General features: G+C 58.7%; 20 protein-coding genes. 11 read left to right on the top strand and 9 right to left on the bottom strand.

The features are described from left to right. The first annotated feature begins 76 nt into the window (after positions 1–76). Entirely contained in the window at positions 77–2,428 is a 2,352-nt protein-coding gene (locus LCH65_RS04915) for an ATP-binding protein (protein WP_003369790.1), read from the top strand. Positions 2,429–2,432: 4 nt separating this feature from the next. On the opposite strand, the gene LCH65_RS04910 is transcribed toward LCH65_RS04915, so the two are convergent. After that, the gene (locus LCH65_RS04910; RefSeq protein WP_003369788.1) at positions 2,433–2,918 is read right to left on the bottom strand and encodes a glutathione peroxidase; all 486 of its coding nucleotides are present in this window, start codon (positions 2,916–2,918) and stop codon (positions 2,433–2,435) included. Between the two features lie 57 nt (positions 2,919–2,975). Beyond that, a complete protein-coding gene (msrB, locus tag LCH65_RS04905; RefSeq protein ID WP_003434456.1) occupies positions 2,976–3,371 on the bottom strand; it encodes a peptide-methionine (R)-S-oxide reductase MsrB in 396 nt (131 codons plus the stop codon). Positions 3,372–3,559: 188 nt separating this feature from the next. Here msrB and LCH65_RS04900 point away from each other — a divergent pair, with 188 nt between their 5' ends. Beyond that, entirely contained in the window at positions 3,560–4,771 is a 1,212-nt protein-coding gene (locus LCH65_RS04900; RefSeq protein ID WP_003314686.1) for a pyridoxal phosphate-dependent aminotransferase, read from the top strand. A gap of 265 nt (positions 4,772–5,036) precedes the next feature. Continuing rightward, entirely contained in the window at positions 5,037–5,924 is an 888-nt protein-coding gene (htpX, locus tag LCH65_RS04895; RefSeq protein ID WP_003369784.1) for a protease HtpX, read from the top strand. Between the two features lie 430 nt (positions 5,925–6,354). On the opposite strand, the gene LCH65_RS04890 is transcribed toward htpX, so the two are convergent. Then, positions 6,355–7,011 (bottom strand): thiopurine S-methyltransferase, encoded by a 657-nt coding sequence (locus LCH65_RS04890; protein ID WP_226439200.1) that lies wholly within the window; start codon positions 7,009–7,011, stop codon positions 6,355–6,357. Between the two features lie 101 nt (positions 7,012–7,112). Here LCH65_RS04890 and LCH65_RS04885 point away from each other — a divergent pair, with 101 nt between their 5' ends. Then, positions 7,113–7,880 (top strand): class III extradiol ring-cleavage dioxygenase, encoded by a 768-nt coding sequence (locus tag LCH65_RS04885; RefSeq protein WP_072364847.1) that lies wholly within the window; start codon positions 7,113–7,115, stop codon positions 7,878–7,880. Between the two features lie 90 nt (positions 7,881–7,970). Here LCH65_RS04885 and LCH65_RS04880 read toward each other — a convergent pair whose 3' ends face one another. Together LCH65_RS04880 and LCH65_RS04875 are read right to left on the bottom strand one after the other, a co-directional pair. Further along, complete coding sequence (locus tag LCH65_RS04880) at positions 7,971–9,677, bottom strand: DEAD/DEAH box helicase (RefSeq protein WP_170846046.1); 1,707 nt, start codon at positions 9,675–9,677, stop codon at positions 7,971–7,973. A gap of 420 nt (positions 9,678–10,097) precedes the next feature. After that, the gene (locus tag LCH65_RS04875) at positions 10,098–10,859 is read right to left on the bottom strand and encodes a spermidine synthase (RefSeq protein ID WP_003369776.1); all 762 of its coding nucleotides are present in this window, start codon (positions 10,857–10,859) and stop codon (positions 10,098–10,100) included. A gap of 169 nt (positions 10,860–11,028) precedes the next feature. On the opposite strand from LCH65_RS04875, the gene LCH65_RS04870 reads away from it, so the two are divergent. Then, a complete protein-coding gene (locus LCH65_RS04870; protein WP_003418074.1) occupies positions 11,029–12,375 on the top strand; it encodes a 3-deoxy-7-phosphoheptulonate synthase class II in 1,347 nt (448 codons plus the stop codon). A 27-nt stretch (positions 12,376–12,402) separates the two neighbouring features. On the opposite strand, the gene LCH65_RS04865 is transcribed toward LCH65_RS04870, so the two are convergent. Continuing rightward, complete coding sequence (locus LCH65_RS04865; RefSeq protein WP_003369772.1) at positions 12,403–12,636, bottom strand: DUF1127 domain-containing protein; 234 nt, start codon at positions 12,634–12,636, stop codon at positions 12,403–12,405. 460 nt (positions 12,637–13,096) lie between these two features. Here LCH65_RS04865 and LCH65_RS04860 point away from each other — a divergent pair, with 460 nt between their 5' ends. From LCH65_RS04860 to LCH65_RS04850, 3 genes are all read left to right on the top strand, one after another. After that, complete coding sequence (locus LCH65_RS04860) at positions 13,097–14,227, top strand: hypothetical protein (protein WP_003369770.1); 1,131 nt, start codon at positions 13,097–13,099, stop codon at positions 14,225–14,227. Then, positions 14,224–15,261, top strand: a complete 1,038-nt coding sequence (locus LCH65_RS04855; protein WP_003369768.1) for a glycosyltransferase family 4 protein — start codon at positions 14,224–14,226, stop codon at positions 15,259–15,261. Before LCH65_RS04860 ends, LCH65_RS04855 begins: the two co-directional genes overlap by 4 nt. Before the next feature lie 85 nt (positions 15,262–15,346). After that, positions 15,347–16,201, top strand: a complete 855-nt coding sequence (locus tag LCH65_RS04850) for a LysR substrate-binding domain-containing protein (protein WP_003434445.1) — start codon at positions 15,347–15,349, stop codon at positions 16,199–16,201. On the opposite strand, the gene LCH65_RS04845 is transcribed toward LCH65_RS04850, so the two are convergent. Next, a complete protein-coding gene (locus LCH65_RS04845) occupies positions 16,191–16,937 on the bottom strand; it encodes a sulfite exporter TauE/SafE family protein (protein WP_032703082.1) in 747 nt (248 codons plus the stop codon). The genes LCH65_RS04850 and LCH65_RS04845 overlap by 11 nt on opposite strands. A gap of 188 nt (positions 16,938–17,125) precedes the next feature. Between LCH65_RS04845 and LCH65_RS04840 the strand changes: the two genes are divergently transcribed. After that, positions 17,126–17,599, top strand: a complete 474-nt coding sequence (locus tag LCH65_RS04840) for a MarR family transcriptional regulator (RefSeq protein WP_003369762.1) — start codon at positions 17,126–17,128, stop codon at positions 17,597–17,599. A 212-nt stretch (positions 17,600–17,811) separates the two neighbouring features. Continuing rightward, the gene (locus LCH65_RS04835) at positions 17,812–18,231 is read left to right on the top strand and encodes an organic hydroperoxide resistance protein (RefSeq protein ID WP_003434440.1); all 420 of its coding nucleotides are present in this window, start codon (positions 17,812–17,814) and stop codon (positions 18,229–18,231) included. 102 nt (positions 18,232–18,333) lie between these two features. Here LCH65_RS04835 and LCH65_RS04830 read toward each other — a convergent pair whose 3' ends face one another. Both LCH65_RS04830 and earP read right to left on the bottom strand, forming a co-directional pair. After that, positions 18,334–18,903, bottom strand: a complete 570-nt coding sequence (locus LCH65_RS04830) for an elongation factor P (RefSeq protein WP_002554550.1) — start codon at positions 18,901–18,903, stop codon at positions 18,334–18,336. 99 nt (positions 18,904–19,002) lie between these two features. Then, positions 19,003–20,139 (bottom strand): elongation factor P maturation arginine rhamnosyltransferase EarP, encoded by a 1,137-nt coding sequence (gene earP / locus LCH65_RS04825; RefSeq protein ID WP_054080858.1) that lies wholly within the window; start codon positions 20,137–20,139, stop codon positions 19,003–19,005. Between the two features lie 159 nt (positions 20,140–20,298). Between earP and LCH65_RS04820 the strand changes: the two genes are divergently transcribed. Then, on the top strand, positions 20,299–20,709 hold the full coding sequence (locus LCH65_RS04820) for a hypothetical protein (protein WP_072364839.1): 411 nt from the start codon (positions 20,299–20,301) through the stop codon (positions 20,707–20,709). Positions 20,710–20,711: the final 2 nt, after the last annotated feature.

The raw sequence follows: 20,711 nt of genomic DNA, 5'->3' as shown, positions 1-20,711 counted from the left end.
TTATATTTAACTGATTAGTCAGCGGTGCCGATCAGCTATGCTTGGCCGGCACCGGGCACCAGAAGTGGCAGTACTCATGGATATATCGCTCAAAAACAGGCTGTCGTTCAAGCAGGCGCGCCTGGCTGTATCGATCGGCTTCGTGCTGGGGACCTTGCTGAGCCTGTTTCAGATTGCAATCGATTATGCCAGCGAAGACGCTTCCATCAATCGTGAAATCAAGTCACTGCTGGAAATCATCCAGAACCCGGCGTCGCGCATCGCCTACAACATCGACTCCGAGCTGGCCCAGGAACTCACACTCGGCCTGCTGCGCTCCCCTGCCGTGGTCAGCGCCAGGCTTACCGATAACAACGACGCCGTGCTCTCCAGCGTCGAGCGTCCGATGGCCACCGGGCGTTATCGGGTGTTCAGCGACTGGCTGTTCGGCGAAAGCCGGCAGTTTCAGGAAAAGCTGCACCTCAATCACCTGCCCAATGAAACCATCGGCACACTGTACCTGACCGTGGACACCTTCGCGTTCGGCAGCCATTTTCTGCAACGCGCTGAAATCACCCTGCTCAATGGCTTTGTCCGCAGCCTGGCGCTGGCCGGGATTCTGACCATTCTGTTTTACGCGACCCTGACCAAGCCACTGGTGAGGGTGATCCGCGAATTGAGCAGTCGCGATCCGCGCAACCCTGACCAGGGGAAAATAACCTGCCCGCCCTACCATGCCCAGGATGAAATCGGCGTGCTGGTCGAGACGTTCAACCGCCAGTTTGAAACCATGAGCAGCGAGTTTTCCAGGCGACGCGCGGCCGAGGACCGGCTGACCGACCACCTCAACGAACTGGAAAACATCGTCTCGGCGCGCACCAACGAGCTCAAGGCCAGCAACCTGCGCCTGCGCGAGTCCAATGAAGAACTGCAGATAGCGCGCAGTACCGCACTGGACATGGCTCACGCGCGCTCTGCGTTTCTGGCGCACATGAGCCATGAGATTCGCACCCCGCTCAACGGCCTGCTGGGCATGCTGGCACTGTCGCTGGACAGTCCGCTGAGTGCCGAACAGCGCCAGCAACTGATGATCGCCCACGACTCCGGCAAGGTGCTGGTCGAGCTGCTCAACGATATTCTCGACATGTCAAAGTTCGATGCCGGTCACCTGGAGATCGAACGCATTCCTTTCGACCTGGGGATGTTGATCGAGGACACCGCCAACCTGCTGTCGCAGAACGCAGCGCCCAGCGTGGAACTGACCTGCCTGATCGCCCCGGACTTCCCGGCTATGGTCACCGGCGATCCGACCAGGGTGCGACAAATCGTCAGCAACCTGCTGTCCAATGCCCTCAAATTCACCCGTTTCGGGCGTGTGGATGTGCGTCTGACTCACCATCGGGACGCCAGCTCCGGTGAAAACCGGGTGCGCATCGAAGTCCGCGACACCGGCATCGGCATTGCGCAGGACGCGCAGACCCGAATCTTCCAGCCGTTCACCCAGGCTGAAACCGCCATCACCCGCCAGTACGGCGGCACCGGACTCGGCCTGGCGCTGACCAATAACCTCTGCGAGGCCATGAATGGCACGCTGAGCATCCAGTCACAGTCCGGCTTCGGCAGCCAGTTCTGCGCCGAACTGCCGCTGCCGGTGCACGTGGCCGCGGTCACTCAGACCCCGCTCAAAGGCCGGGTGACCGTGGTCAGTTCGGCAGGCAGCGGCCTGGTGGAGCTGCTTGGCAGTCTGCTGCCGTTCTGGGGCGTCGACCTCAAGCGACGCAGCATCGATGATCGCCCGGAAGCCGTGGATCTCGACAGCAGCCCGGACCTGGTGATTACCGACTGCCCCGAGTGCCTGTTCGCGATTCGCCCCACCACGCCCGTGCCGATCCTGCTGGTAACCGCCTATGGCAACTTCATGCCTGGCGAACAGGTCGCCGCCCTGGCCCCGCTGCAACAGCAGGCCCGGCCATTGGCGCGCAACGCGCTTTACCACACACTGCGGCGCATCCTGGGCCAGGAAGAAACGGGCCTCAAGGACACACAGGCGCTCGAACACACTGCGCCACGTCTGGCGCGGGTGTTACTGGTGGAGGACAACCCGGTCAATCAACTGGTCGCCAAGGGCATCCTCGGCAAGCTGGGTTGCGAAGTGATCATCAGCAGCCATGGCGGCGAAGCCCTGGAACAGCTGGAGCAGGGCCATTTCGACCTGGTATTGATGGACTGCAACATGCCGGTCATGGACGGCTATGAAGCCAGCCGCCAGATCCGCAGCAGTGGCCGCTGGCCGAACCTGCCGATCGTCGCCCTTACCGCCAATGCCATGCCCGATGAACGCGAGCGCTGCAAGGCGGCGGGCATGAATGACTATCTGGCCAAGCCGTTCCGGCGTGCCGAACTGGTCAGCATTCTGGATCAGTGGATACCCATTACCGGCATCGACTGAAGGCTCAACGCAACAGCGCCTCGATGTCTCCCGTCAGTTCCTCGGGCTTGGTCAGTGGCGCAAAACGTTTGACCAGCCGGCCATCCTGGCCAATCAGGAACTTGGTGAAATTCCACTTGATGCGCTCCGTACCCAGCAAACCGGGAGCCTGCTGCTTGAGCTGCACGAACAATGGATGGGCCTGCTCGCCGTTCACATCAATCTTCTTGAACAGCGGGAAGCTGACGCCGTAGTTCAGCTCGCAAAAGCCGGAAATCGCTCCCTCGTCGCCTGGCTCCTGCTTGCCGAACTGGTTGCAGGGAAAGCCCAGCACCACCAGCCCCTGATCCCGATAGTCCTGCCAGAGCTTCTCCAGCCCCTTGTATTGAGGGGTAAAGCCACATTTACTGGCGGTATTGACCACCAGCAACGCCTTGCCGGAAAAATCAGCGAGGGTTTTCTGTTCGCCCTTGATCGTCGTGACCGGGATGCTCAGCAGGTTTTCACTCATCAAAGGAGGCCTCGATACTGAAATTGGAACAGGGCGGTGACTGAATCTGCAAGGCGTCTAGGTGCGTGGCACCAGATCCAGGCATACCGAATTGATGCAATAACGCAGGCCGGTGGGTGGCGGTCCATCCGGAAACACGTGGCCCAGGTGCGCATCACATTTGGCGCAGACCACTTCGGTACGAATCATGCCGTGGCTCATATCGCGAACCTCTACCACCGCACTGCCCTCGAGCGGCGCATAGAAGCTGGGCCAGCCGCAGCCTGAATCGAACTTGGTGGTGGAATCAAACAGCGGCTCATTGCAGCAGATGCAGTGATAGATGCCGTCGGTCTTTGTCTCGTTGTACTTGCCGGAGAACGGTCGCTCGGTGCCTTTCAGACGGCAGACGTTGTACTGCTCCGGGTCGAGCATCTGTTTCCACTCTTCCAGCGTTTTCTGCAACTTTTCCACAGGTACACCTCCGAATTCGAAAAACCCTGATCTGTACCTTTTCCGCAGATCAGGTGGCACGTATCATTGCGCCAGGTCAGACGTCAGTCTGGCACCCGCGTTTGTCGTACACAAACCCATTTTCATGGCGAATGTAGCGACCTTCATTGCAAGCCGGCGACAGCTCGTCCATTTTCGGGATTATCACCATGCAGTTCAACAAATCGAACAAGCTCGCAAACGTCTGCTATGACATTCGCGGGCCGGTGCTCAAGCACGCCAAACGCCTGGAAGAGGAAGGCCATCGCATCCTCAAGCTGAACATCGGCAACCCGGCACCGTTTGGTTTCGAGGCGCCGGACGAAATCCTGCAGGACGTGATCCGCAACTTGCCGACTGCGCAGGGCTACAGCGACTCCAAGGGCCTGTTCAGCGCCCGCAAGGCGGTGATGCAGTATTACCAGCAGAAGCAGGTCGAAGGCGTCGGCATCGAAGACATCTACCTGGGCAACGGCGTGTCCGAGCTGATCGTGATGTCGATGCAGGCGCTGCTCAACAATGGCGACGAAGTGCTGGTTCCGGCCCCCGACTATCCGCTGTGGACCGCTGCTGTCGCCTTGTCCGGTGGCAGCCCGGTGCATTATCTGTGCGACGAGCAGGCCAACTGGTGGCCGGATCTTGAAGACATCAAGGCCAAGATCACCCCGAACACCAAGGCGATGGTCATCATCAACCCGAACAACCCGACAGGTGCGGTGTACTCGCGCGAAGTACTGCTGGGCATGCTGGAGCTGGCTCGCCAGCATAATCTGGTGGTGTTCTCCGACGAAATCTACGACAAGATTCTCTATGACGACGCAGTGCACATCTGCACCGCCTCGCTGGCACCGGACCTGCTGTGCCTGACCTTCAACGGTCTGTCCAAGTCGTATCGGGTTGCGGGCTTCCGTTCCGGCTGGATCGCCATCTCCGGGCCGAAACACAACGCGCAGAGCTACATCGAAGGCATCGACATTCTGGCCAACATGCGCCTGTGTGCCAACGTACCGAGCCAGCACGCCATTCAGACTGCACTGGGCGGCTATCAGAGTATCAACGACCTGATTCTTCCTCCTGGCCGCCTGCTGGAACAGCGCAACCGCACCTGGGAACTGCTCAACGACATCCCCGGTGTCAGCTGCGTGAAGCCGATGGGCGCGCTGTATGCGTTCCCGCGCATTGACCCGAAGGTCTGCCCGATCCTCAACGACGAGAAGTTCGTCCTCGACCTGCTGCTTTCCGAGAAGCTGCTGGTGGTTCAGGGTACTGCGTTCAATTGGCCGTACCCTGACCACTTCCGCGTCGTGACCCTGCCCCGCGTCGATGAGCTGGAGCAGGCCATTGGTCGCATCGGCAATTTCCTGAAGGGTTATCGGCAGTAAACAGCCAGAGCCCTCTCGCCTGACCTCTCTGCCCCGACCCGCTCGGGGCAGTTTATTTCTGTCTGCCCGAAACAGTATGAACCTCCTGTCGTAAACGCTTCAGGCATCGACCACTCTGGCTCAGGCGCCGTTCAGCCTTGCGGGATTAGCATTGATTGCGACCAGAGGACACAGTTTGAAATAGTCCCTCTGTTGAATAGCAGCAAGCATCACCTTATATACCCGGCATCGAGTTACATATTTACCTGAGGAGAACGTTTCGACCATGATGCGCATTTTGCTGTTTTTGGCCACTAACCTTGCGGTCGTGCTGATTGCCAGCATCACCCTGAGCCTTTTTGGCTTCAATGGGTTCATGGCGGCCAACGGGGTTGATCTGAACCTCAATCAGCTGCTGGTTTTCTGCGCTGTGTTCGGTTTCGCGGGCTCGCTGTTCTCGCTGTTCATCTCCAAGTGGATGGCGAAGATGAGCACCGGTACTCAGATCATCAGCCAGCCTCGCACCCGCCATGAGCAATGGTTGCTGCAGACCGTGGAACAACTGTCCCGCGACGCGGGCATCAAGATGCCGGAAGTCGGTATTTTCCCGGCGTACGAAGCCAATGCGTTCGCCACGGGCTGGAACAAGAACGATGCACTGGTCGCGGTCAGCCAGGGCCTGCTCGAGCGCTTTTCGCCGGATGAGGTGAAAGCCGTACTGGCACACGAAATCGGCCATGTTGCCAACGGCGACATGGTGACGCTGGCGCTGGTGCAGGGTGTGGTGAACACCTTCGTGATGTTCTTCGCCCGCATCATCGGTAATTTCGTCGACAAGGTGATCTTCAAGACTGAAAACGGTCAGGGCATCGCTTACTACATCACGACGATCTTCGCCGAGCTGGTACTGGGCTTTCTGGCCAGCGCCATCGTCATGTGGTTCTCGCGCAAACGCGAATTCCGCGCTGACGATGCCGGTGCGCGACTGGCGGGTACGGGTGCCATGATCGGTGCGCTGCAACGCCTGCGCTCCGAACAGGGCGTACCGGTGAACATGCCCGACAGCCTGACTGCCTTCGGTATCAACGCCGGCCTCAAGAAAGGCCTTGCCGGCCTGTTCATGAGCCACCCGCCGCTGGAGCAACGCATCGAGGCCCTGCGCCGCCGCGGTTGAATCAGATGGTCGCACCCACGCTCCGCGTGAGACGCTGGTTTTTCTTTGTCAGGGGAAATGAGGTTCGACTCAGGTCACCTTTTCGCCCCTCGGCGACCTACTTTGATGGGGCCAAAGTAGGCAAATCCCCTCGCTCCTGTTTCCGGCCCGACTTCGTCGGGTTCCTTCGCCCTGTCACTGATCCGGGGGTCGCCGCAACGGGCCATCCATGGCCCGGTGCGGCTAACTCGGCGTCCTGCCGAGTTACCCCCGGATCAGCGCCAGGACTCAGCCGTCACTAACGTCGCAATTTGCGTCGTCAGTGCGATCGCGATAAAAAAGCGCTTTTGTGTGCAGTGACTATGGACAAGGCATGACGTTGTGCTGCCTCCAAGAATTGACTCAACGCACAGCAACGGAAGTGAGAGTCGGGAGGCCTGCGCTCTCAGAGTTACAGACGCTCCAACACATAAACATGCTCATCCATACGCTCCAATCCGGCCCTCACCCCCTTGGCACTGCTGTGCAGCGTATCCTGCCCACCAACCTTGGTGACCTCCCAGTTCCCTGACATGACCCTGTGCAGCCATGTGTGCGGCACGGAGAAGGGCGGGCCTTCGAGCAGGGTCTGATCGTACTCCAGGGTGATCAGCAAACCACTGCACGTCTGCGACATCAGCGCTTCAAGCTGCCGCACATAGCGTTCACGCATGTCCGCTGGCAAGGCGATCATCGCGGCGCGGTCGTAAAACGCCGCGCAATGACCGATATCGAGCACAGTCAGCGCGAAGAAATCACCGCACCAGATTTCGATACCCGGCGCAGCGTAGACCTTGAAGTCGCCATGTGACGTAATGTGCGGCCGCTCACTACGCTCAGTGAAATAGCTCTCTACCGCCGCCTCGGACAGCTCTGCGCCCACCACGTGATACCCCTGCCCCCTCAGCCAGCTCATGTCCTGGCTCTTGCCACATAACGGCACCAGAACCCGCGCTCCTGGCGCAACATTCAACGAGGACCAATATTGTTGCAGGTCCTTATTGACCTCTGACTGGTGAAAGCCGATCTGCCCGGCACCCCAGCGCTGCAGCCAAAAATCCGCCTGCATGAAACCTCCTGAAAATTCGATAAAAAAGCGCCAGAACTTATATTAGATTTAGATCATAAAAATGACCGACTATGAGTGATCCCTCTATTCTGGAGCTTTAAATGTTCCCCAGCCTGTTTATTTCCCATGGCTCCCCCATGCTGGCGCTGGAACCCGGCGAAAGCGGCCCGGCCCTGAAGCGACTGGCTGCCAGCCTGCCGCGGCCTCGCGCCATCGTGATGGTGTCTGCCCACTGGGAAAGTCATGAACTGATCGTCAACGGCAATCCACAACCCGAGACATGGCATGACTTCGGTGGCTTTCCGCCCGAATTGTTTGCAGTTCAGTACCCGGCGCAAGGGCTGCCGGAGCTGACGCGCGAGGTGGTTGAACTGCTTGCCGCCAGTGACCTGCCTGCACGCATCGACAGCAGACGTCCCTTCGACCACGGCGTCTGGGTGCCGTTGTCGCTTATGTACCCGGACGCCGATATTCCGGTGGTGCAGGTTTCGCTACCCAGCCGCCAGGGGCCGCAATTGCAGACCCGCGTAGGCCGGGCACTGGCCAGCCTGCGTGAACAGGGTGTGCTGATCATCGGTTCAGGCAGCATCACGCATAACCTCCGCGACCTTGACTGGAACGCCGGCCCCGAAAGTATCGAGCCCTGGGCTGCAACCTTTCGTGACTGGATGATCGACAAGTTGCAAGACGACGATGAAGCCGCACTGCACGACTACCGCAGCCTGGCTCCTCATGCGGCCAGAGCGCACCCCAGTGACGAACACCTGCTACCGCTGTATTTCGCACGCGGCGCTGGCGGTGCCTTCGGCATTGCCTATCAGGGCTTTACCATGGGCGCGCTAGGGATGGATATCTACCGCTTCGATTGATCCCGAAAGCATCCGACCGCCCGAATTCGAAGCAAAAAAATCCCCGAACCAGTCGGGGATTTTTTATTGGCCGATCAGCTCAAGAGCCGATCAGTCTTCGCGATAGCGACGCAGCTTGAGCTGCTTGCCAGCAACGCGGGTGTCCTTGAGTTTGGTCAGCAGACGCTCAAGACCATCTTCCGGCAGTTCGACCAGGCTGAAGCTGTCACGAACCTGGATACGGCCGATCGCTTCGCGGGCCAGGCCGCCTTCGTTGAGAATGGCACCCAGCAGGTTCTTGGCAGCGATACCATCACGCGCACCCAGCGCGGTACGGCAACGAGCACGGCCTTCGGCCAATGGAACCGGCGCACGACGCTCACGCTCAGGACGATCACCACGGTCGCTGCTGCGCTCTGGACGATCACCGCGCGGGGCGTTGTTCGGAACCAGTGGACGCTCGCGCTCGATGGCTGCCAGGGTCAGTGCCTGACCGTTGGTAGCCTTGCGCAGCAGTGCAGCGGCAAGGGCACGAGGGCTGCAGCCGATGTCGGCAGTCAGACGATCGAGCAGATCACCGTGAGTCGATTCGGCATCAGCGACCAGTGGCGACAGGCTGTTGGTCAGTTTCTTGATGCGTGCATCCAGAACGGCCTGGGCATCCGGCAGGCGGACTTCCGCAACCTTCTGACCGGTAACACGCTCGATCACTTGCAGCATGCGGCGCTCACGAGGCGTCACCAGCAGCAGTGCGCGACCTTCGCGACCGGCACGACCGGTACGGCCGATACGGTGAACGTAGGACTCTGGATCGTACGGCATGTCCACGTTGAACACGTGGGTAATACGCGGAACGTCAAGGCCACGGGCAGCAACGTCGGTCGCCACAACGATGTCCAGACGGCCATCCTTGAGGGATTCGATAACGCGCTCGCGCTGGTTCTGGGCGATGTCGCCGTTCAGTGCGGCAGCCTTGTAGCCTTTGGCTTCAAGGGCGCTGGCCAGATCCAGGGTCGCCTGCTTGGTGCGGACGAACATGATCAGGGCGTCGAAGTCTTCGACTTCCAGCAGGCTCAGTACGGCCGAGGTCTTCTGGTCAGCGTGAACCAGCAGGTGAGCCTGCTCGATCGCGGTAACGGTCTGGGTCTTGGTCTGGATCTTGACGTGCTTCGGATCGCGCAGATGGCGTTCGGCGATGGCACGGATCGACTGTGGCAGCGTGGCCGAGAACAGTACGGTCTGACGGGACTCAGGCATGGCCTTGAAGATGACTTCGAGGTCGTCCATGAAGCCCAGTTTGAGCATTTCGTCCGCTTCGTCGAGAACCAGATGGTTCACGGTCGCCAGGACTTTCTCGTCACGACGCAGGTGGTCGCAGAGACGGCCCGGGGTAGCGACGACGATTTGTGCGCCGTTGCGGATAGCCTTGAGCTGAGGGCCCATCGGCGCGCCGCCGTAGACCGCTACAACGGTCACGCCCGGCATTTGTTTTGCGTAGGTCTCGAACGCGGTGGCAACCTGAAGTGCCAGTTCGCGGGTCGGGGCCAGGATCAGTGCTTGCGGCTCGCGCTTGCTCGGGTCGATACGATGCAGGATAGGCAGTGCGAACGCGGCGGTTTTACCCGTACCGGTTTGCGCCTGACCAATCATGTCGTGACCGGCGAGAATAATCGGGATCGATTGCTGCTGAATGGCCGAAGGCTCTTCGTAGCCAGTGGCGACGACTGCTGCAACGATATTGGGATGAAGTTCGAGAGCGGCGAAGCCGCCGATTTCCTGGGTCATGGGTCTGCCTCTAGTGCATCCGCAAAGACCCATGCTTCAAAGCTGCGCGTGCCGTGTACGACCTTGAGGTCACCCTGGCTGCTTTGTCGGCGGGGATTTGCGAAAACGTTTGATGAATGGATCGTCCAGGCTAGTCCGTTGTGCGAACAAGCAACCGAAGCTGGCTTCGGGGAACTGCAATACCTTGACGAGGGCCGTGTTAAGGCCGGCGCGCACTATACCGGAAATACGCACCTTAGTGAGTCTTTTTTTACGAAACGTTGCGCCATTCTTGAGCGGCGGCAGGCCCTGAGTCCAGGCAGAAGGCCGCCTGATCGGGGCGCGGGCCCGAGATTGCGGGCATTACTGCTTAAACGTTTAACCTATTCCTGCGCATCGCCAGCATCCCGGCCTTCGAGGTGTGGCGAATTGTCCCACCCCGTTTTCGGCACAATCGCCTCACTTTTTGCCTGCTCAGGTCGCGGAACGAATCGCCCCGATCAACGACGCCAGCGAGTAACCCAGATGCGCCGCAAGTGCCTCGGCTCGCCCGCTCAACGCGTCGATATCCAGCGTCTGATCCAGATCGGCCGGCACGAGCAGAATGACGTTGCCCTCCTTCACCGGCAGCTCCCAGTAGTGACGGTGGTACAAGCCGCGCAGCAGGGCAGCTCCGAGCGGCTTGCCGTCGTCGGTGGCCCACTGATTGATGATCAGCCAGCCGCCCGGATTCAGCCGCTGCTGACAGCTCTGCAGGAAATTCCAGGCCAGGTGCCCGACCCCCGGCCCGACATCGGTGTACAGGTCGACAAAGATCAGGTCGGCAGGCTCTGTACTGTCCAGCAGGTCCAACGCATCGCCGATGCGGATATACAGACGCGGATCGTCGTCGAGCCCCATGAACTCCATGGCCAGACGTGGCACATCCGGGCGCAGCTCGATGACCTCCACGTCTTCAAGCGGCAGGAACTTCATGCAGGCCTGGGTCAGCGTGCCGGCACCCAACCCCAGAAACAGCGCGCTTTCCGGCGCATCGTGGCACAGCGCGCCGATCAGCATCGCCCGGGTGTAGTCGTACTCCAGCCAGCTCGGATCGGCTGTAAAGGTGCAGCTTTGCTCGATGGCATCGCCAAACTCCAGAAAGCGGTAGTCCTCCACTTCCAGCACGCGAATCATGCCGAAGTCGTCGTGGACCTCGGCCAGGATCCGCTCTACGCGCTCACGCTCTTCCGTCATCACCGTTCCTGGTTGTCTGCGCTGAGCGCAAAATACGAATTGTCGGGCAAGCGCGCGGCTTTGTCACACGTTGTGGCGTGCGGCGCCGCTCCAATGGTCCGCCCCAGACTGGCAGAGCAACGACGAACTGCTAACATGCCGATCCGATTGCACAACCCTAGAGCCAATAATGAGCCAACCCTGGAGCCCCGACAGCTGGCGGGCACTGCCGATTCAGCAGCAACCTCACTACCCTGATGCCGAGCACCTGCACAGGGTCGAACAGACGCTGGCCAGTTATCCGCCGCTGGTATTCGCCGGCGAGGCCCGGGAGTTGCGCCGTCAGTTTGCCGAAGTAACCCAGGGGCGTGCGTTCTTGCTGCAGGGCGGCGACTGCGCGGAAAGCTTCATGGAGTTTTCCGCCGCCAAGATTCGCGATACGTTCAAGGTTCTGCTGCAGATGGCAATCGTGATGACGTTTGCCGCCGGCTGCCCGGTGGTGAAAGTCGGACGCATGGCCGGGCAATTTGCCAAGCCACGCTCGGCCAACGACGAAATCATCGACGGCGTGACGCTCCCGGCGTACCGCGGCGATATCGTCAACGGTATCGGGTTCGACGAAAAGAGCCGTGTACCGGACCCGGAGCGCCTGCTGCAGGCCTATAACCAGTCCACCGCCACCCTGAACCTGCTGCGCGCCTTCGCTCAGGGCGGTTTCGCCGACTTGCATCAGGTCCATAAATGGAACCTGGACTTCATCGCCAACTCGGCGCTGGCCGAGAAATACAGCCAACTGGCGGGGCGTATCGATGAAACCCTGGCGTTCATGCGCGCCTGCGGCATGGACAGCTCGCCGCAACTGCGCGAAACCAGCTTCTTCACCGCTCACGAGGCGCTGCTGCTCAATTACGAAGAAGCCTTCGTGCGACGCGACAGCCTGACTAACGATTACTACGATTGCTCGGCGCACATGCTGTGGATAGGCGACCGTACCCGCCAACTGGACGGCGCGCATGTCGAGTTCCTGCGTGGGGTCAACAACCCGATCGGCGTCAAGGTCGGCCCGAGCATGAACACCGACGACCTGATTCGCCTGATCGACATCCTCAACCCGGACAACGACCCGGGCCGCCTGAACCTGATCGCGCGCATGGGTGCCAACAAGGTGGGTGATCACTTGCCGCAGCTGATCCGCGCCGTCGAGCGCGAAGGCCGCAAGGTGCTGTGGAGCTCGGACCCGATGCACGGCAACACGATCAAGGCCAGCAGTGGCTACAAGACCCGTGACTTTGCGCAGATCCTTGGCGAAGTGAAGCAGTTCTTTCAGGTGCATCAGGCCGAGGGCACTTACGCCGGAGGCATCCACATCGAAATGACCGGACAGAACGTCACCGAATGCATCGGTGGCGCCCGTCCGATCACTGAAGACGGCCTTTCGGATCGCTATCACACGCATTGTGACCCACGCATGAACGCCGATCAGTCACTGGAACTGGCCTTCCTGATTGCCGAGACCCTCAAGCAGGTCAGGCGCTAAACAAAAAACCCCAGTGCAACGGCCCGCTCAATGCTTGAGCGGGTCGTCCCAGAAAGGACGCTCGGCTTCTTGTTGAATGTCGGCCCGACTCAGACCCAGATCCTTCAGCGTGTCATCACTCATCTGCGCCAGATAGCGGCGCTGAAGGTGCAGCTCCAGCCAGCGCTGCAAGTGATGCTTCAACCACACCAACGCCTTGCCAGGCTGAGCATGCCCGGCAGGTCTTGCGATCAATACACACTCTTTTTGACCATTCATCATCTTGCCCTCCGTGTGAGATGACTAAAGTCTCGCGCCTGACATAAGATCAATCCAACGAATGTTTCTTATGCAATACATCCTTAAAATTGATGCGTTGATCAACCCAAATGTGCTGCCGCTCACACCGCCAGTCGATAACTATTTAATTGCCCACTTGCCCCGACAGACATATAACCAATATATAAAACCCAAGCGAGACATGCAGCAACCTTACAGCAAGCCAAACGCTTTCGTTATTACAGAATAGACTAGCGTTTCGATTGACAGGCCCCGTGAACGTTCTAGAATTCTGAAAACAGCATCTTGAGTAACTACTGTAAAAATCATTATACCAATACCGATTATAAAAACGGCTGACACCCGTCCATTGAAGATAATAGCTAACCGCTGAGGGTGCGGAGAGGCGCCCCCGAAACGAGAAGACGTGCATCGGTAATTAGGTAGCGTTCTGGAGAAACACATGGGCATGGAAGCCAATCGCATTTTATTCAACGCCGAACCGTTTGGATTCGGTCCCTCTGCGGCAATTGCCGCCATTGCACCTTACTTTATAGGCAGCGGCTGCCATGCCTACGCGGGTGAAGGGCACTCACTGGATCTGCAAAAGCACCTCCCCTATCGAAAAATCCATGACATGACCGGAAGCAGCCCGAGCGACTGGGATACTATAATCTCTGATGTCGATATCGTTGTAACAGCCATGGATCTCGACATAGCAACTCGATCACTGTCCTTAGGTAAACGCGTTGTTTTTTATGATGCCTTGACCTGGTGCTGGCAAGCAGAAACACGCTGGCCCCGCATCGAAGAACTTATTCACCGCCCTCGCTTACTTTATATTGCCCAGAACTTTATAGGCGTCGTTGAACGCCTCGCGGGCATAAAATCAAACAATCACTTTGTCGTCCCGCCCATCACATCCCGGGCCAGGTACGCACCTCGAAATAGCGAGTCCAACGTTGTCCTGCTTAATCTGGGCGGACTTAAGAACCCTTATACCGATGAGGCGATGCTTATCGACTTTGCCCGCGCGATTACGCTCGCCTTGCGCGCAGCACTCGATCAGGGGGTGAAGCTTCACATCGCCACCAGCCAAACAATCGCAGAAGCACTGGAATCAGACGATGCCACCACTTACCCCCTTACGGAGGTCGCCCGGATGATGCATGACTGCCAATTTGCAGTTTGTACACCTGGCTTGGGCAACATCTACGAATCGGCTGTTATGCAAACACCGGTCATATGGCTGCCGCCCGTCAACAATACGCAAGGCCTTCAGCTGGCTCATCTGCGCAACGCCGGTATGGTCGACGCGGAGCTAGGCTGGGAAACGCTGGGCGTCAACATTGATTACACAACATCCACACAAACCTGTCTGGCTAGCATCGACGAGGCGATTTCAACACTGGGAGACATTGAGCGAAGTGCCATTCTCAATGAAAAAATGGCAGTTGCAGTTGCCCGCATGCGCCAGTGCACAGGCGGCAAGACTTCTCGGCTGATCGAACGCTTCGGCAGCGGAGGTGACGCAGTGGCCGCTCAAAAAATCAGGGAATGGATAAACGTACCCGAAAACGGAGATCGCTTATGAAAATTGCCCAGGTTGCCCCTTTGTTCGAGGCGGTCCCGCCTCAACGCTACGGAGGTACGGAGCGAGTGGTGTCCTACCTCACTGAGGCACTTGTTGAACTAGGCCACCAAGTGACGTTGTTCGCCAGCGGCGACTCATTGACGTCTGCAGAGCTTGATGCAGTCTGGCCCGCCGCTCTGAGGCTCGATTACGGAAGCTTCGACGTCATCAGCCCGCACCTGGTCATGATGGAACGCGTGAGGCGTCGTGCGCAGGAGTTCGACATTATTCACTTCCACATGGACTTCTACCCCTTCTCCCTGTTCAGCCGCCAGCCCACACCGTTTGTTACCACCTTGCATGGTCGAGTCGATCTGCCCGCACTCAAACCGGTGTTCAACACCTTTGCAGACATGCCGCTTATTTCGATTTCCAACGCTCAACGCAATGATCTGCCAGCCGCCAACTGGGTGGGCACGGTGTATCACGGCTTGCCGCTACAACTCCATACACCCCGGCAAGTGAAAAGGACATACCTTGCTTTTCTGGGACGAATCACGCCTGTGAAGCAAGTCGATGCGGCCATTCGCATCGCCCAACAATGCGATATCCCCATCAAGATTGCTGCCAAGATAGACGCCGTTGACAGCGCTTACTTTGAACGAGACATACGTCCGCTATTGGATTCTCCGCTGGTCGAATACATAGGTGAGATCAATGAGCAGGAAAAAACCACTTTCCTGTCAGGCGCCTTGGCACTTTTGTTTCCTATTGAATGGCCAGAGCCTTTCGGTCTGGTCATGATCGAGGCAATGGCCTGCGGTACTCCAGTGATCGCATTTCCCTCCGGCTCAGTCCCAGAAGTCATAGAAGACGGAGTCACAGGCTTCGTTGTCCGCAACGAAGCAGAAGCGATAGCCGCCGTCCATAAGGTGGGCCAGCTATCTGCCATGCGAATACGCGAGCAGTTTCAAAAGCGTTTTTCAGCGCGTCAAATGGCCGAAAACTATGTCCATGCCTATCAGTCACTCATTGACCGGTCCTCACCCTGTTAAAAGTAGTCATCGTAAAAAACAGAGCTGATGCATAAGATCAGCTTGAAGAATGTTTCTTATGCAGTCCCTCTGGGAGATTGATGGTTTGGCCACCTACCCGAGCATTGATACCGAACTGTTGCGCACCTTCGTGGCGATTGCCGATCACGGCGGTTTTACCCGTGCAGGCGAAGCCGTCAATCGCACGCAGTCGGCGGTCAGCATGCAGATGAAGCGTCTTGAGGAAGACGTCGTGCAGCGCCCGCTGTTTCAGCGTGAAGGTCGGGTTCTGAACCTGACTGCCGAGGGCCAGGTACTGCTCGGTTACGCGCGACGGATCCTCAAGCTGCACAGCGAGGTGTTCAACACCTTGCGCGAGCCGCACATGATCGGCGTGGTAAAAATCGGCTCGCCGGACGATTACGTGATGCGCTTCCTGCCCGGCATTCTGGCGCAGTTCGCCCAGGCCTATCCGCTGGTTCAGGTGGAAGTGCATTGCGAGCCATCGGACCTTCTGCTGCAACGCCGCGACCTTGATCTGACCATCGTCACGCGCAAGCCCGGCACTGAGATCGGCACACTGCTGCGTCAGGAGCGTCTGATGTGGATGGAAGCCATCGGCTTTGCCCCACATGAGCAAACGCCCATTCCGCTGGCGATGTTCAACACCCACTGCTTCTGTCGTGACTGGGCCTGCAATGCGCTGGACGGCGCGGGGCGCGATTACCGCATCGCCTACAGCAGCTCGAGCATGGCAGCGATCACCGCAGTGGTCAGCGCGGGCCTGGCAGTCACCGCACAGTTCCAGAGCCTGGCCACAGCGGATTTGCGTATCCTCGGCGAGGCGGAACAATTGCCACAGTTGCCGACCGCCAGCATCGTCCTGCTGCGCAACCCTGAAAATCCCTCGCCCATCACCGAATGCATGGCCGATTACATCATCGCCGGTTTCAAACCTTGAGCGCGAGAATGACCGCACAGAGCACCAGAAACACGCAGAACATCAGGCGCAGGGTTCGCTCGGGTAACGAATGCGCCAGTTTCACGCCCCAACTGATGCTGGCCAGGCCGCCGATGGCCAGCGGAATGCCCATCGACCAGTTGACGTGATCGTGCAGCGCGTAGGTGACCAGCGTGATGCCGGTGCTCGGCGCCGCCAGGGACAGCGCCAGCCCCTGGGCCACGACCTGGGTCGTGCCGAAGACACTGGTAAGGATCGGCGTCGCCACTACCCCGCCGCCAACGCCAAACAGGCCACCGGTCACGCCGGACCCGACGCCCAGCAGCCATAACCACTTCTCATGACGCAACCCGCCAGCGGCCTGCTTGCTGCGCCAATACATCTGCGCAACGTTGAACACGGTCAGCACCACCAGAAAACCGACGAAGCCCAGGCGCATGCCCTGCGGGTCGACGCGGACCGCCAGCAGTGAGGTCAGCCAGGCAAAAATGAAACTGGGGATGATCAACATCAGCGCATTACGCAGCAGAATCCGGTTGCGCTGGTTGTAACGCCACAAGGCAAGCAACACATTGGGCAGGACCATCAACAAGGCGGTGCCTTGAGCGAGTTGCTGATCCAGACCGAACAGCACCCCGAGCGCGGGAATTGCCACAAGACCACCACCGATGCCGAACAACCCTCCCAGGGTGCCCATCGCTGCACCCAGCAATACAAACATCACAATTTCAATCACACTGCGTCCCCACCCGGTCAATGACCAAATGCTACGCAGTCCTGCTCTGGACCGACACCCGATGACGCCGTTTTTTTCACGCGTCACGCACAATGCCGGCGCTTCGAGCATGCACGAGCGAAATTATCTGGCGCATTAAAGAGTGCAACACTAAGTTAAACTCATTCGACTGAGTTTGAGGACCTGATATGAGTGCCGACGAAAGCCCGACCCGCTCCGCACCTGCCGATTGCGATTCGCTGCTGCTGGATAACCAATTGTGTTTTGCCCTGTATTCCACCTCGTTGATGATGACCAAGGTTTACAAGCCGCTGCTGCAGGCGCTCGGGCTGACCTATCCACAGTATCTGGCGATGATGGTGCTGTGGGAAAAGGACGGGCTTACTGTAGGGGACGTCAGCACGCGTCTGCTTACCGATCCGGGCTCATTGACGCCGCTGCTCAAACGCCTCGAAGGCGAAGGCTTCATCAGCCGTACGCGCAGCAAGGAAGACGAGCGGGTGGTGTTGCTTCACCTCACCGCACAGGGACGCGAATTGCAACAAAAGGCCTTGAGCGTACCTGGTTGCATTCTCTCGTCGAGCGGGCTGACCATGGAAAAGCTTCGCGACCTGCAGGCCCAGTTGCTGGAGCTGCGCGAGCACCTGCACCATAGTCTCTAGAAAAAGCGTTACCCGGCTCTCGTCATGCCCGGCCACTACGCGTGAGGTCTGGCAGGCCCTTCAAGCCTGTTGCCTCGCCCGCCAACGACCAGCCTCGAACTTTTTTGCAAAATTAGCTTGCGCGCAAACTATCCCTGGACTACCCTTGTCCTGCGATTAGTTAGCGCGCAAGCATTTAGCGCAATCAAACCTTCATCGAACGAGGAAAGATCATGGACACTCTTTACACCGCAGTTGCAACCGCCACCGGCGGCCGTGATGGTCGTGCTGTCTCCAACGACAAGATTCTCGACGTCAAGCTGGCGACCCCGAAAGAGCTCGGCGGTGCTGGCGGCGCAGCCACCAACCCTGAGCAGCTGTTTGCTGCCGGTTATTCGGCCTGTTTCATCGGTGCATTGAAGTTCGTGGCCGGCCAGAGCAAACGCAGCATTCCGGCAGACACCTCGATCACCGCCCATGTAGGCATCGGCCAGATCCCGGGCGGTTTCGGTCTGGACATCGATCTGCATGTCAGCCTGCCAGGTCTGGAACAAGCCGACGCTCAGCAACTGGTCGATGCCGCTCACGTGGTCTGCCCTTACTCCAACGCCACTCGCGGTAACGTCGATGTGCGCCTGCATGTAACGGTCTGATCCTGTCGGACGCCTGAGTGACCGCTGTCCGGCAAGAATCCCAGGCACAAAAAAACCCGCAGCGATGCGGGTTTTTTGCGTAACGGGGTTACAAAACCATGCTTACTTCGCACGGCCTTTGTAGGAACCGCCTTCACGGGTATCGATCTCGATCATGTCGCCGATTTCGATGAAGTCAGCAACGCTCAGCTCGGTGCCGTTTTTCAGTTTGGCAGGCTTCATGACCTTGCCCGACGTGTCGCCACGAGCGGAGCCTTCGGTGTAGTCGACCTGACGCACGATAGTGGTCGGCAGTTCTACGGAAACCAGACGGTCTTCGAAGAACACGGCTTCGCAGACGTCGGTCATGCCTTCTTCGACGAAAGGCAGAACGCTTTCGATGTCTTCGGCGTTCAGCTCGTACATGGTGTAGTCAGTGGTGTCCATGAACGTGTAGGTGTCACCGCTGATGAACGACAGGGTGGCTTCCTTGCGATCCAGGATCACGTCGTCCAGCTTGTCGTCGGCGCTGTAAACGATCTCGGTCTTGTAACCGGTCAGCAGGTTTTTCAGCTTGGTCTTCATGATCGCGCTGTTACGACCGGATTTGGTGAATTCAGCTTTCTGAACCAGCCAAGGATCGTTTTCGAGACGGATCACGGTACCGGGTTTCAGCTCTTTACCAGTTTTCATTGCATATATCCGAATTTGGATGGAATTAACCAAAGGCTCTGTACGAGAAACAACCTGCGCAGGCCTTTTTCGTACAGAGCCTTGTATCAAGGCCGCGTATCATAGCGAATTTACATAAAACTGCACCAGCGCCGTGGCAAGATCAGTCTGTGCGGCTTGTTGCTGGCACCAGCGTTCGGCATGTCGCTCGATCTGCGGCCAGTGTTCTGCCAGCGCCGTCCAACACTCGCCAAGGTCGCCGCCGACATTCCAGCGCTGCCAGAACTGATTCACCGCTTGAGCGGCCGCCGGGGAAAGACCCGCGAGGTAGAGCGTTAAAAACGCATCGAGCTTGGGCAGATGCGCGTCTTCTTCCTGCTGATAGATGTGCCAGAGCATCGGCCGCCCCGCCCACTGCGCACGCACGAACGAGTCCTCGCCGCGCACAATGTTGAAATCACAGCTCCAGAGCAGTTGGTCGTAAAGCTCCTGACGGATGAACGGCAGGACCTGAACCGTCAGCCCCCCGCGGACCTGAATGAACCCGGCGTACAGCGGATCGTCGATACCCAGCCAGCGCTGCAGGTCGCCGAGAATGCGTCCCTCCGGCACCAGAAGATGCGTCGGCCGGCTGTCGCTGGCCAGGACGTCGAGCCAACTGCCGAGCGCGGGGTTTTCATAGGCAAATACCGAGATCAACCGTGCCTCGGCCAACGCTTCGATACCCAATCCCTTCAGAAAGCCTTGTTTCGCGGCCATGTCTCGCTGAAATACCTGACGCTGCTCGATCAGGTTTGCTTCGCGGAGCAACCCACCCGTGGCCTCGGAAAAGCCCGGGAAGAAAAAGAACTTCTTCAAACCGTTCGACTGTGGCGAAGGCAGGCCGTGGCAGCCGGACACCCAGTCTTCGGCGCTGAGGTAATCGAGATTCAGCCACAGCGGCCTTGGCGAACGCTGCAGCATCGATTCGGTATAGCGCGTCGGCAAGCGGCAGGCGAAGGCTTCGATGACCACGTCAGGAATATCGGTGCTCACCCAGTCGGTCGGCCACTGGCAGACGCTCACGCCCTCTTGCCACTGTTGCCGGGCCTGTGGATCTGCACCGGGGCACAAGCGAACGAAAGCCGACAGATCATCGATCCATAAACGCACCTGCAGGCCGTGCTCGGCAGCCAGCTGGCGCGCCAGCCGCCAGGTCACGCCCGCATCACCGTAGTTGTCGACTACGCTGCAAAAAATATCCCACGAGGCTTTCATCCTGACTCCCTGAGGCTGGATGGCAAAAAACGCTGATTGTCGTTCAGAACGGCACGTTGTCACCAGCCTGGTGCTGCCAGGCAAACATGCTGCACAGTTTTCATGCCTGGGCATCAGGCATGGCACAATCACATCTGTTGGCCTGCAAGGAGTTCAGCCATGTCATTTCCCACCCGCCGTCGCGACCTGTACGTGTCGTTGAAATTGATCGTGTGCATTGCGCTGGGCATCTGGCTGGGCGCCCTGGCGGTGTTTCTGACCGCCCTGCTCTACTACAAAAGCCTGCCACCGACCCAGGCCCAGGCCCAGGCCCAGGCGCTGGACAATGCCGCCGCGCAGTTGACTGCACCGCCCGCACAAAAGGCCGCCTCCCCGTCTGCGCCGGAGACCGAGATGTTTCGCAAATATGAGCAAAGCCTGCGTGAAAGCGAGGCCCGCCAGGCGCGTGAACAGGCTCAGGAGCAACAACAGCGTACCTTCAACCGTTCGAAGTGTGATTTCTGGATACAGCAGGATCGCACCGCACCAAGCGAGAAAAGCCGTGCCAGCATCGATCAGTACTGCGGATGAAC

It is taken from the genome of Pseudomonas sp. MWU16-30316, assembly GCF_020515645.1.
GTDB lineage: Bacteria > Pseudomonadota > Gammaproteobacteria > Pseudomonadales > Pseudomonadaceae > Aquipseudomonas > Aquipseudomonas cerasi.
The sequence above is the reverse complement of the archived record's forward strand: the minus strand, read 5'-3'. Positions and strand labels throughout refer to the sequence as shown.